The sequence below is a fragment of the Sphingomonadaceae bacterium OTU29LAMAA1 genome (genome assembly GCA_024072375.1).
GTDB lineage: Bacteria > Pseudomonadota > Alphaproteobacteria > Sphingomonadales > Sphingomonadaceae > Sphingomonas.
This window is the reverse complement of the sequence record CP099617.1, coordinates 3,263,100-3,276,410: the sequence shown is the minus strand read 5'-3', so window position 1 is coordinate 3,276,410 and position 13,311 is coordinate 3,263,100. Positions and strand designations below refer to the sequence as shown.

At 65.8% G+C, this 13,311-nt stretch carries 8 protein-coding genes and 1 tRNA gene; 4 read left to right on the top strand and 5 right to left on the bottom strand.

Annotated elements, in window-relative coordinates:
• Positions 1-106: 106 nt before the first annotated feature.
• The 5 genes from gltB to NF699_15655 all read right to left on the bottom strand — a co-directional run bounded on the left by gltB (position 107) and on the right by NF699_15655 (position 8,623).
• The gene (gltB, locus tag NF699_15675; GenBank protein ID USU07116.1) at positions 107-4,618 is read right to left on the bottom strand and encodes a glutamate synthase large subunit; all 4,512 of its coding nucleotides are present in this window, start codon (positions 4,616-4,618) and stop codon (positions 107-109) included.
• A gap of 17 nt (positions 4,619-4,635) precedes the next feature.
• Positions 4,636-5,337, bottom strand: coding sequence for a DUF2059 domain-containing protein (locus NF699_15670; GenBank protein USU04468.1), 702 nt, complete (start codon positions 5,335-5,337; stop codon positions 4,636-4,638).
• The gene (locus NF699_15665) at positions 5,295-6,728 is read right to left on the bottom strand and encodes an NAD(P)-dependent oxidoreductase (GenBank protein ID USU04467.1); all 1,434 of its coding nucleotides are present in this window, start codon (positions 6,726-6,728) and stop codon (positions 5,295-5,297) included. The genes NF699_15670 and NF699_15665 overlap by 43 nt, the downstream gene beginning before the upstream one ends.
• Before the next feature lie 153 nt (positions 6,729-6,881).
• Complete coding sequence (locus NF699_15660; GenBank protein USU04466.1) at positions 6,882-7,679, bottom strand: undecaprenyl-diphosphate phosphatase; 798 nt, start codon at positions 7,677-7,679, stop codon at positions 6,882-6,884.
• Between the two features lie 14 nt (positions 7,680-7,693).
• Positions 7,694-8,623 carry a complex I NDUFA9 subunit family protein gene (locus NF699_15655; protein USU04465.1) on the bottom strand — a complete coding sequence of 310 codons (930 nt, stop codon included), beginning with the start codon at positions 8,621-8,623 and terminating at the stop codon, positions 7,694-7,696.
• A 105-nt stretch (positions 8,624-8,728) separates the two neighbouring features.
• Between NF699_15655 and NF699_15650 the strand changes: the two genes are divergently transcribed.
• From NF699_15650 to NF699_15635, 4 genes are all read left to right on the top strand, one after another.
• Positions 8,729-8,815: transfer RNA gene (locus NF699_15650), tRNA-Leu, on the top strand.
• 256 nt (positions 8,816-9,071) lie between these two features.
• Entirely contained in the window at positions 9,072-9,404 is a 333-nt protein-coding gene (locus tag NF699_15645) for a hypothetical protein (protein USU04464.1), read from the top strand.
• Positions 9,401-10,531, top strand: a complete 1,131-nt coding sequence (locus tag NF699_15640; GenBank protein USU04463.1) for a DNA repair exonuclease — start codon at positions 9,401-9,403, stop codon at positions 10,529-10,531. The genes NF699_15645 and NF699_15640 overlap by 4 nt, the downstream gene beginning before the upstream one ends.
• Entirely contained in the window at positions 10,528-13,137 is a 2,610-nt protein-coding gene (locus tag NF699_15635) for a DNA-binding protein (GenBank protein ID USU04462.1), read from the top strand. Before NF699_15640 ends, NF699_15635 begins: the two co-directional genes overlap by 4 nt.
• The last annotated feature ends 174 nt before the right edge of the window (positions 13,138-13,311 follow it).

Sequence of the window (13,311 nt, the reverse complement as noted above, 5' to 3'; positions counted from 1 at the left end):
GCATGGGGGTGTGGAGGGAAGCGGCGATGGACGACGCCGATCGATGAGCGTCGCCGCAAGATGAGGGTCGCGCGACGCCGCGACCCCCATCTCTGGCTAACGTCCCTTATTCCGCCGCGACCAGTTGTACGCTGTCGTCCAGCGGATACGCCTGCCGCGACAGCATTTCCTTCGGCACGACCTGCCAGAAATCGCCCGCGATTCGGTCCCAATCCGCCAGCAGACCCTTCGACCATTTGCTGTCGGTCGCCTTGGCATGGCGCTCGACGAGGTCGCGGAGGACACCTTCCCAATGGGCGGAGGCCAGCCGCTGCCAGACGATGCTCTCCGGATTCGCGCGGTGTTCGAATTCGGCGTCGGGATCGTAGACGAACGCCATGCCGCCGGTCATGCCCGCACCGAAGTTCTGGCCGACCTTCCCCAGCAGCACCGCGACGCCGCCGGTCATATATTCGCAGCCGTTGGCGCCGCAGCCCTCGACCACGACGGTTGCGCCCGAGTTGCGCACCGCGAACCGCTCGCCCGCCTGCCCCGCCGCGAGCAACGTGCCCGAGGTTGCGCCGTAGAGGACGGTGTTGCCGAGGATGGTGTTGTCCTGACTGGCCAGCGGTGACGACACCGCCGGACGCAGGATGATCGTTCCGCCGGACAGGCCCTTGCCGACATAGTCGTTGGCGTCGCCGAACACCTCGAGCGTGATGCCCTTGCACATGAACGCGCCGAGCGACTGGCCCGCACTGCCGCGCAGCCGGATGGTGACGTGACCGTCGGAAAGCTTGCTCATGCCGAAGCGGCGCGTGATCTCCGACGAAAGGCGCGTGCCGACCGCGCGATGCGTGTTGCGCACCGAATAGGTGAGCTGCATCTTTTCGCCGCGGCTGAACACGGCGGCGGCATCCTTGATGATCTGCGCGTCGAGGCTGTCCGGCACTTCGTTGCGGAAGGTCGACAGCGAGAAGCGGCGCTCCGCATCGGTCGCATCGACCTTGGCGAGGATCGGGTTGAGATCGAGATCGTCGAGATGCTCGGCACCGCGGCTGACCTGACGCAGGAATTCGGTGCGACCGATCACCTCGTCGAGGCTCTTCACGCCGAGGCGGGCGAGGATGTCGCGCACCTCTTCGGCGATGAAGGTCATCAGGTTGATGACCTTTTCCGGCGTGCCGACGAACTTGCCGCGGAGCGCCTGATCCTGCGTGCAGATGCCGACCGGGCAGGTGTTGCTGTGGCACTGGCGCACCATGATGCAGCCCATCGCAACCAGCGACAGCGTACCGATGCCGTACTCTTCCGCACCGAGAATCGCCGCGATGACGATGTCGCGCCCGGTCTTGAGTCCGCCGTCGGTGCGCAGCCGCACCCGCCCACGCAGCCCGTTGAGGGTCAGCACCTGATTGACCTCCGACAGCCCCATTTCCCAGGGCGTGCCGGCGTATTTGACGCTGGTCTGCGGCGAGGCACCGGTGCCGCCGACGTGGCCGGCGATCAGGATGACATCGGCGTGCGCCTTCGCGACACCCGCGGCGACGGTGCCGATGCCCGACGAGCTGACCAGCTTGACGCAGACCCGCGCGCGCGGGTTGATCTGCTTGAGGTCGTAGATCAGCTGCGCGAGGTCTTCGATCGAATAAATGTCGTGATGCGGCGGCGGCGAGATCAGCGTCACCCCCGGCGTCGCATGACGCAGCTTGGCGATGAATTCGGTGACCTTGAAGCCGGGCAGCTGCCCGCCCTCACCCGGCTTGGCGCCCTGCGCGACCTTGATCTCGATCTCTTCGCAGGCGTTCAGATATTCGGCGGTGACGCCGAACCGGCCGCTGGCGATCTGCTTGATCGTCGAATTGGCGTTGTCGCCGTTTTCGTAGGGCTTGAAGCGCTTGACGTCCTCGCCGCCCTCGCCCGACACAGCCTTGGCACCGATGCGGTTCATCGCGATCGCCAGCGTCTCGTGCGCCTCTGGCGACAGCGCGCCCAGCGACATGCCGGGGGTGACGAAGCGCTTGCGGATTTCGGTGATCGCCTCGACCTGATCGACCGGCACGCCTTCGTTCGGGAAGTTGAACTGGAGCAGGTCACGCAGATAGACCGGCGGCAGATCAGCGACGCCGCGGCTGAACTGCAGATAGCTGGTGTAGCTGTCGGTCGACACCGCGGTCTGCAACAGGTGCATCAGTTGCGCAGAATAAGCGTGCGTCTCACCCGTATGGCGCTGGCGATAGAAGCCGCCGATCGGCAGTTTCGCGACCGCTTCGTCCCAAGCCAGTTCGTGGCGAACCAGCGCACTGTAATGCAGCGAGTTATAGCCTTCGCCCGAGATTTTGGCGGGCATGCCCGGGAACAGGTCGTTGACCAGACTGCGGCTGAGGCCGACCGCCTCGAAATTGTAGCCGCCGCGATAGGAGGAGATCACCGCGATCCCCATCTTGCTCATGATCTTGAGCAGGCCTTCCTCGATCGCATGACGATGCCGCTTGAGGCATTCGTCGAGCGACAGGTCGCCGAACAAGCCGCGGCTCTGGCGGTCGACGATCGCCGCCTCGGCCAGATAGGCGTTCACCGTCGTCGCGCCGACGCCGATCAGCACCGCATAATAATGCGTGTCGAGGCATTCGGCCGAGCGCACGTTGATCGACGCGTAGGAGCGCAGGCCGCGACGGACGAGATGCGTGTGCACCGCCGCCGCCGCCAGCACGCCGGCGATGGCGATCCGGCCTTCGGAGACATGCTCGTCGGTCAGGAACAGCTCGCTCTTGCCCTGCCGTACCGCCTGCTCCGCCTCGTTACGGATGCGCTGGATCGCGGCACGCAGCTTTTCCGGGCCACCTTCGGCGTCGAACGTGCAGTCGATTTCGGTAGCGCTGCCAGCGAAATGCGCGCGCAGCCGGGCCCAATGCTGGCCCGTCAGCACCGGCGAATCGAGCACCAGCACCCGATCGCGCTGATCCTCGGTATCGAGGATGTTGGCGAGATTGCCGAACCGCGTCTTGAGCGACATCACATAGCGTTCGCGCAGACTGTCGATCGGCGGGTTGGTCACCTGGCTGAAATTCTGGCGGAAGAACTGGCTGATGAGGCGCGGCTTGTCGCTGATGACGGCGAGCGGCGTGTCGTCGCCCATCGACCCGATCGCTTCCTTGGCGGTCTCGACCATCGGCGACAGGATCAGCTCCATGTCCTCCAGCGTCTGACCGGCGGCGACCTGACGCCGCGCGAGGCCGGCGCGATCGTAGCGGACGACAGCGTCCGGCACCTCGGGCAGGTCGTCGAGCGTGTGGAATTCGCCGATCATCGCGGCATAGTCATGCTCGCCGCTGATCCGGTCCTTGACCTCGCGATCGTTCATCACGCGGCCCTGGTCGAGGTCGACCGCGATCATCTGGCCCGGCCCCAGCCGCCCCTTGGCGACGACGGTGGATTCGGGGACGACGACCATGCCGGTCTCCGACCCGACGATCAGCAGCCCGTCCGAGGTCTGGGTGTAGCGGAGCGGACGCAGCGCGTTGCGGTCGACACCGGCGACCGCCCAACGGCCATCGGTCATCGCCAGCGCGGCGGGGCCGTCCCACGGCTCCATGACCGAGGCGAGGTACTGGTACATCGCCGCATGGTCGTCGGGGATGCCGGTATCCTTCTGCCACGCTTCCGGCACCAGCATCAGCTTGGCGGTCGGCGCATCGCGGCCGGAGCGGCAGATCGCCTCGAACACCGCATCCAGCGCCGCGGTGTCGGACGCACCCGCCGGGATCACCGGCTTGATGTCCTCCGAATTGTCGCCGAACGCGAGGCTCGCCATCCGGATCTCGTGGCTGAGCATCCAGTTCTTGTTGCCGCGAACCGTGTTGATCTCGCCGTTATGCGCGAGGCAGCGGAACGGCTGCGCCAGCCACCATTGCGGGAAGGTGTTGGTGGAATAACGCTGGTGGAAGATCGCGACGCGCGATTCGAAGCGCTGGTCCTGCAAGTCGGGGTAGAAGACCGACAGGCTCTCGGCGAGGAACAGCCCCTTGTAGACGATCGACTGGCACGACAGCGAACAGATGTAGAAGCCCTGGATCTGCGCCGCGATGATGCGCTTCTCGATCCGGCGGCGGACGAGGTACAGGTTCTTCTCGAACTCCGCAGCAGTCACCTCGTCGGGCATCGGCCCCGCGATCATGATCTGTTCGATTTCGGGCCGGGTCGTCTGCGCCTTCAGCCCGATGACCGAGACGTCGACCGGCACCTGCCGCCAACCATAGATGGTATAGCCCGCCTCGATGATCGCGCTCTCAACGATCGTGCGGCAATTTTCCTGCGCGCCCAGATCGGTGCGCGGCATGAAGATCATGCCCACCGCGAGCCGGTTCGGCATCACCTTGTGCCCGGATGCGACGACGGCATCGTCGAAGAAGCGGTGCGGCAGGTCGATGTGGATGCCGGCGCCATCGCCGGTCTTGCCATCGGCATCGACCGCGCCGCGATGCCAGACCGCCTTCAACGCATCGACCGCCGACTGCACCACGCGCCGCGACGCGCGCCCGTCGGTCGCGGCGACGAGCCCGACACCGCAGGCATCGCCCTCGCTGTCGGGGCGATACATGCCGTGTTCGGCCAGATACGCGCGCTGATCGGTCTTCATCGGGTCGTGGGCGTCGGTCACTTGGACGCTTCCTTCTTCTTGACGGGCGGCAGGTGCTTGGTCGCGGCTTCGACCTTGGCCATCATCGCGGGCATGCCTTGCATAAGCTTGGGCACGAACGCCTGCATCGCCTTCATCATGTCGGGATTGGCCATCAGCGTCATCGACTCCGCCGCGTAGATGCGGCCGGTCGGAGTGTCGAAGAAGCGGCGAAGATCCCCGAGTTGATCGACGGTGAAACGGCGAGCATAGGCGGTCGCCAGTGCGACGCGGACCTCCGGCTCCACCTCCGTCATCAGGTCGGCCATGCCATCGGTCATGACGCGCATGGTGATGCGCATCCGTTCGTCGAATGCCGGATCGTTTTGCGCGGCGAGTTGCCGCAACGTCTTGCCCGCAGTCGCCGGGTTGGCCTTGGCATCGACGCTGAGATCGCCGGGTTTCAAGTCATACATGCCAGCCAGGCTGCCGTTGACGACCTGATCCATCGTGGCGTGCATGATGCGGGCATAGGTGCCGATCGGCCAAACCTGATCGATCACCGGCCGGGCCGCCGCCACTCGCGCGGGATCGACGGGCGCCAAAGCAGCGGATGTTTGTGCAGAGGGCGCGGCCTGTGCGGTAGCAGCGGCCGGAATCGCAAACGCGATCAGCGCAGCGAGTGTGCAAGCCCGGATCACGCCGCCACCTTCGCCGCCTTGGCCTTCGCCTTCAGCCATTTGTGCATCGTCGCGGCGACGTCACGGCCGTCGCGGATCGCCCAGACGACCAGCGACGCACCGCGGACGATGTCGCCCGCCGCGAACACGCCGTCGAGGCTGGTCATCAGCGTCTTGCCGTCGACCAGCACCGTACCCCAGCGGCTGATACCCAGTTCGGGCGCACCGAACAGCGCGGGCAGGTCCTCGGCATCGAAGCCAAGCGCCTTGACCACCAGATCGGCTTGCAGCGTGAAGTCGCCACTCGGGTCCGGCTCCGGCGCGCGGCGGCCGCTGGCGTCGGGGGCGCCGAGCCGCATCTTGCGCGCGCGGACGGTGCCGTCGCTGTCGAAGGCCGCGGGGGCGGAGAGCCAGACGAATTCGGCGCCCTCCTCCTCCGCATTGGTCACTTCGCGCTGGCTGCCCGGCATATTGGTCCGGTCGCGACGATACAGGCACTTCACCGATGCCGCGCCCTGCCGGATCGCGGTGCGGACGCAATCCATCGCGGTGTCGCCGCCCCCGATCACGACGACATGCTTGCCCTCGGCATTGAGCGCGCCGCCGTCGAATGCCGGCACCGCATCGCCGAACCCCTTGCGGTTCGACGCGATCAGGAAATCGAGGGCTGCGACGACGCGATCGTCGTCACCGCCGGCAACGTCGAGGGCACGCGCCTTGTAGACCCCGGTCGCGATCAGCACCGCATCGTGACGTGCTCGCAGTTCATCCAGACTCGCCTGTTCGCCGACGCTGAACCCTTCGTGGAAGACGATGCCGCCCGCCTTCAGCCGCTCGACCCGGCGCATGACAACCGGCTTTTCCAGCTTGAAGCCGGGGATGCCATAGGTCAGCAGCCCGCCGGCGCGATCGTGGCGATCGTAGACGTGCACGTCATAGCCGTGCCCGCGCAGATATTCCGCCGTGGTAAGGCCAGCCGGCCCCGCCCCGATCACCGCCACCGACTGCCCACGCGACGGCCCGGGGACGAGCGGTTCGACCCAGCCCTCTTCCCACGCCGTATCGGTGATGAATTTTTCGACCGACCCGATCGTCACCGCGCCGTGGCCGGTGAATTCGATGACACAATTGCCCTCGCACAACCGATCCTGCGGGCAGATGCGACCGCAGATCTCGGGCATGGTCGACGTCGCGTTGCTGAGTTCGTACGCCTCGCGCAGCCGCCCCTCGGCAGTCAGGCGCAGCCAGTCGGGAATGTGATTGTGCAGCGGGCAATGAACCGAACAATAGGGAACGCCGCATTGCGAACAGCGCCCCGCCTGATCCTCCGCCGTCGGCGGCGCGTAGCGCGCGGCGATCTCGGCAAAGTCCTCCGAACGGATATCCGCTTCACGCTTGGCCGGATAGGCCTGCGGTCGTCCAACGAACTGTAGCATCGAATCGTGCGCCATGGGGCCTCCTGCCATCGCCGCTACGAAGCAGGAGAACCCATGTCACGCACAAAATGACCTATAGGTCAGCAGTGTTACCATTGTTTGGCCGGTTTTCTTTGCGATCCTATCGCAACAACCAGTTATAGCCTCAAAGTACGCATTGTTGCGGACCTATCGCAATTGGAGTGCGACCAGCGCTACCGCGCCGACGATGATCCGGTACCAGGCAAAGGGCGCGAAACCGTGCCGGCTGACGATGCCGACGAACCAGCGGATCACGATCAGCGCGACCACGAACGACACGACGAAGCCAATCGCGATGCTCAGCCACTCGCCCTGCCCCAGCGCCGCACCCGATTTGAGCAGGTCGTAGCCGGACGCCGCGAGCATCGTCGGGATCGCGAGGAAGAACGAGAACTCGGCCGCCGCGCGCCGATCCACGCCGAGGCTGAGCGCACCCATGATAGTCGCGCCCGACCGGCTGACGCCCGGGATCATCGACACGCACTGGACGAAGCCGACACCGAGCGCGGTCCGCCACGGCATCGACTCCACCGTGTCGTAGCGCGGCTGCTTCACCATGCGCTCGATGACGAGGATAGCGATGCCGCCGACTATCAGCGCGACCGCGACCACGGTCGGGCTTTCGAGCAAAGCCTTCACCGCCTTGTAGACGACGAGGCCGATCACGGCAGCCGGCAGGAAGCCCAGCGCAATGTTGCGAACGAAGGCCCAGGATTTGGGCCGTCCGGCGAACAGGCCGACCGCGACCTCCCAGAAGCGGCGCCAGTAGAGCACCACGACCGCAAGGATCGCGCCCAGCTGGATGACGATGTCGAACGTCGCGGTCGCCTGATCCTGCACGCCGAGCAACGTACCGGCGAGGATGAGGTGCCCGGTCGACGACACGGGCAGGAACTCGGTGACCCCCTCGACGATGCCGAGGAGGATGACGGTGAGGAGGTCCATGGAAGTTCCTGTAGTTAGGCGGCAAGCGTTTCGGCACGGCGACCGAAGCGGCCGGTGCGGCGGAAGCGGACGAGCCATTCCGGCGCGACCGATTCGAGCGGCGTCGCCTCGACGCCAAGGGCCTTCAGTCCGTCCGCGTTTGGCGCGACGACGTTGTCGCGCTGCAGCATCAGCCACTGGTCCTTGCTGATCGGCGCGAACGGCATGCTGGCAAGCAGCGATCCCGCCGCATCGGGCAGTTCGACGATGGAAGGCGACTTGCCGATCGTCCTGGCGATCCAGCGGATGATCTCGCCCATGCTCATCACGTCGGGGCCGCCGAGCTCGAACGTCTGCCCGGCAAAACGCGCATCGGTCGCCTGCGCCATCGCCTCGCCGACGTCGCCGGCGAACACCGGCTGGAACTTCACCGGCGCGCGCAGCACCGGCACGACCGGCGACTTGCCGATCATCGCGGCGAAGCGGTTGATGAACTGGTCCTCGCGGCCGAACACGATCGAGGGACGGATGATCGCAGCGTTCGGGAAGGCGGCCCGCACCGCCTCCTCGCCGCGCCCCTTGCTGCTGCCATAGGCGGACGGTGCAGCGCCGTCGGCGCCGATCGCCGACATATGGACCAGTGTCTCGACACCGGCGGCAGCCGCAGCCTCTGCAACATTGCGCGCACCGGCGACGTGGATACGCTCGAAGTCGCCGGCGAGCACGCCGACCATGTTGATGACCGCATCGGCGCCCGCGACCGCGCGACGGACCGTTTCCGGCAGCGTCACGTCGGCGGCGACGAATTGCGTCTGCCCCAGCCCGCCGAGCGGCTTGAGGAACCAGGCGTGGCGCGGATCGCGCTCGGCGACGCGCACCCGCGCTCCACCGCGCAGCAGCGCCTGCACCACATAGCGGCCGACGAAGCCGCCACCGCCAAAGATCGTCACCAGCTTGTCGTTCATCGCACGGGCCTTTTTTCGTCGCTTTCCTGACAAACCGCCCTTGCCCCGCGAAACCCGTGTTGACAAGCGCGCCGACCCACCCCTAAAGGCCGCCCCCTACCCCGTGCCCAGATGGCGGAATTGGTAGACGCACCAGCTTCAGGTGCTGGCGATCGCAAGGTCGTGGAGGTTCGAGTCCTCTTCTGGGCACCATTCTCCCTAGGCTATAGAAAAGCCTAGGAAATCGCTGAGAATTAACGGTTTTAGTTGATTGTTACAGATGTAACAGGAGCTGAAAGCCATGTGCAACTATCTCGCCAAGTGCGGTTGCACCTACTATCTTCGGCACGCTATCTTCGGCACGCTATCTTCGTTGGCCGACGGCCTATCTTAGGCAGTCGGGCTGAGTTCATGCTATCGCTACGGTCCAAGGCTGCGCACAGGCGGAAAAATCCGGGAGCGGATCGACATGCATCTGAGCGATGTTGGTCGGACACAGGAATCGAGCGGCGAGTTCATCTGGAAGGCCGGCGCGGTGACTGACGTGCTGCCCTATCGTGCACCCGACAGCGACGAGGCACGCCGGGCGATCCCGGACATTCCACTTGCCGAACTCGCCGCGGTGGTGCGGGATAATCCGGCGTTACTCGACGAGCCCGATCCGGCACGCGAACTGGCACGGATGCTGGGTGTCGAGCGGCTGGCAGCCGTATCGCGCGCCCGTCTCGACGAGGCGATCGCGCGATGCCGTGGTAGCGATGCGTTACCGTCTGTCACGCCGCCCATGCCCGGAGCGGCATGACCATGGTGCGTTTCCTTCATGCGAGCGACCTGCACCTCGGCAAGCGCTTCGGCAATTTCACGGGCGATCTGCCCGGCCGCCTGCGAGAGGCACGACACGCAGTGATCGGCAAGCTCGCCGCGCATGCGCGTGAGCACAGCGTCGAAACCATCCTGCTTGCCGGCGACACGTTCGATACCGAAACCCCGGCTGCCGACGTCCGACGGCAGGCGCTGACCGAGATGGCGCATCATGCCCCGATCCACTGGGTGATCCTGCCCGGCAATCACGACTCGTTACAGGCGACTGAATTGTGGGCGCAGCTTGCCCGCGAGGCACCTGACAATGTCGTCCTTGCGACAACTGCGGCTCCGATCGCGCTCGCTGAGGGTGCGGTTCTTCTCCCCGCGCCTTGCACCACCCGCCGACCCGGCCGCGATCTCAGCGAATGGATGGATGGCGCAACCACGGCCGACGGCGCGATCCGCATCGGGTTAGCGCATGGTCCGATCCAGACGTTTTCCGAAGAGGGCGTCGGCACCGAGGTGATCGCACCGGACCGCGCGCGTCGTGCCGGTCTGGATTATCTGGCGCTGGGAGACTGGCATGGTGCCCTGGCGATCGATCCACGTACCCACTACAGCGGTTCACCCGAACAGGATCGCTTCAAACATGACCGGCTCGGCACGGCATTGCTGGTCGATATCGCCGGAGCGGGCGCAGTGCCCGAGGTGACGTCGCTCGCCACAGCAGGCTTCGCGTGGCGAACGCTCGATCTCCATCTGCTCGCGGGCGACGATCCCGGGACCATGTGCGACGCGCTGTTGCCCGACTTGCGGGATCGTCGACAGACGTTGGCGAAGGTCGTCGCAAGCGGTCGCACCGGTCTTGCGGCCCGGATGGCGCTGGAATCGGCGATCGCCCGCGCTGCGCCCGACTTTGCGTGGCTCGATCTCGACATGTTTGGACTGGCAACGGAATGCGCTGTCGAGGATCTCGACCAGATAGACCGCGCGGGCGCGCTCCGTGAGGCGGCCGACGCACTACTCGTCGACAGCACCGATGCCAGCAAGCCAGCCGCCGACCGGGCGGTGGCCGCCGCTGCCCTGGCGCGTCTCTATGGCTATGCCCAGCAGGTATCACGATGAAACTTGCCGGTATCCGCTTTCACAACGTCAAGCGTTTCGCCGGACGTGGCGTCGCCATCGAGGGCATCGGAGAGGGCGTCAACGTCCTCTGCGCGGCCAACGAATTCGGCAAGTCGACGAGTTTCGAGGCGCTGCATGGCCTGTTTTTCCTGCCGCATTCCAGCACGGCGGGCGGCGTCCGCAACCTGCGTCCTTATAGCGGCGGCAACCCACTGATCGAGGCCGATATCGTCGTGGGAGACGCACGATACCGGATCACCAAGCAATTCTATACGGGACGCTTCGCCAAGGTCGTCGAACTCGCGTCAGGGCGGCTGATCGCACAGGCTGACGAAGCAGAGAATTTCATCGCCCGGCTGATTCAGGGCGGCGCGGGCGGGCCGGCAGGATTGCTGTGGGTACGTCAGGGTGTCACCGGGATCGAACCTCGCAGCCGCACGGATGAAGAAAGTGACCGGCAGGTCCGCACCAGCCTGCTTGAGTCCGTGCAGGGCGAAGTGGAGGCGGTGACGGGCGGCCGGCGTATGGCAGGGGTCATAGCCGCTGCTGTCGAGGCAACCGGAGAATTGCTCACTGCGACGGGCAAACCCAAGGCCGGTGGCCGCTATGCGACCGCAATCACACTGCGCGCCCAACTTGCCGACGAAGTTCGCTTGCTGGAGTCTGAAGTCACCGCGCTGCGGGACGAACTCGATCGACGCGGCATCGCTCAGCGCAGGCTCGTCGAGCTGGAGGATGCCGATGCGCGCGACGCCCGGCGGCAGGATGTCGACAGAGCCGAACGCGCCTTCGAGACCGCTCGCACCCAGGCCGATCGACTGAAGACGCTTCGGGCTGAACTGGATCTCGCCCGCGAACGGCGCGATGCCGCAGCGCGAGAGCACCGGCAGTTCGACGATGCACTTGCCGACGCGCAGCACGTAGCGGATGAAAGCGCGAAGGTGACCCGCCGCCGCGAAGAGGCCGTCGAGCGGCGCCGTTCGACGAGCGAGACGATCGCCACCGCGCGGGCTGAGGCGGAGGCGGCCGATACGGAAGCGACGGCGGCACGCGAACTGCTCCGTCTGCTCGACAGTGCCGAAAAGGCGCGTGATGCCGCCGCGCGGCGCACGGAATGGGAAGAACGGCTGCGGCATGCCGAGAGCGTTCGCGTCACAATCGAACAATGCGACGCGCAACTCGCGGGACTTCGGTTGCCGAAGGGTGCGGTCGATGAACTGACCGAACTGGATATCGAGATTGCTCGCATCCGCGCCGTGCAGGATGCAGCCCGCCCTTCCGTCACGATCGCCTATGACGATGCCGCCGCCCCGCGCATAACGATCGCGGGCATTGTGCTGAACCATGACGAGGAACGCGGCTACGATGGTCACGTCCAACTCATCGCGCCGGGGATCGGCACGATCACGTTACGATCGAACGCCGACGATCGCGATGACGGTCGCCTGACCACGAAGGAGGCGCAACGGCAGACGCTCCTCGCCTCGATGGGCGTGGCCGATCTGGCGGCGGCACGCGCGCAACAGGTTCGCGTTCAGGCGATCGAAGCGGAAGCGAACGAAGCCCGGGCGCAACTGAAGGTCATCGCGCCCGACGGGCTGGATGCGTTGCGCGAAACGGTGGCGGCGCTGGCCGATATCGATCCGGTGCCGGTCGATCTGACGGCGGACCCGGTCGCGACCCGCGCCGCATGCGACGGGGCCGAGCAGCGCCGGCACCAGGCCATGCAGACGATCCGCACGGCGGAGCCGGCGCGTGTGCATGCCGACGACGCATTTGTTGCGGCAGAGACCATGCTCGCCGGTCTCCGCGCCCGCGATGAGCAGATCAGGGCGATTCTCGGCCCCGTAGAGCGGCGTGACGCACGGCATCAGGAGCTCTCGGCGCGCCTTGCCGACTTCGATACCGCACTTACCAAAGCGGAAGGGGCGTATGATGCCCAGCGCGCCGATGCGGTGGAAGCGGTGCTTCGCCGCGTCCGTTCCGTCGAGCAGTCGGCGGCAACCGAGATCCAGCAGTTGCGGGAAATCATCGCTGGCCTGAATGCGCGCATCACGGCGCGGTCCGAAGAGGCGGTGGAAGAAAATTGGCGGGAGAAGGGCGAAGCCCTGGCCGCGGCGGAAGCGCGGGTCGCGGCCTTCGCGCAGGAGGTGGCCGTGCTTGCCCGGCTGACGCAGGCGCTGGAAGCCGCCCGCTCCGACGCGCGCGATCTTTATCTGAAGCCGGTGATGACCGAACTGCGCCCGCTGCTTGGACTGTTGTTCGACGATATCGAAATCGCCTTCGATGACCGGACGCTCCTTCCCCAGAAGATTTTCCGCAGCGGGCAGGAGGAAGATGTCGAGCGGTTGAGTGGCGGCATGCGCGAGCAATTGTCAGTCCTCACCCGCCTCGCTTTTGCGCGGCTGCTCGCACGTGACGGTCGCCCGGCACCGGTGATCCTGGACGACGCGCTGGTCTATTCGGACGACGACCGCATCGAACGCATGTTCGACGCGCTGCACCGTCAGGCGCGCGACCAGCAGATCATCGTCTTCTCCTGCCGCCAGCGAGCCTTCCAGAAACTGGGCGGCACCGTTCTACAGCTGACGGACTGGCTGCCGTGATCCGAATTGTCACGCAACACGCTTGATACACTGGATGACGCCGGCCGATCGCGATCAAATCTGTTCTGAGTACCGGATAATTCGAGCTGCCACGGTATCCGGAAGATGATCAGGGCAGGAATCAACGTCGGACATAAAGCCGGGACACAAGATCGGGAAGCGGCTACCCCGTTC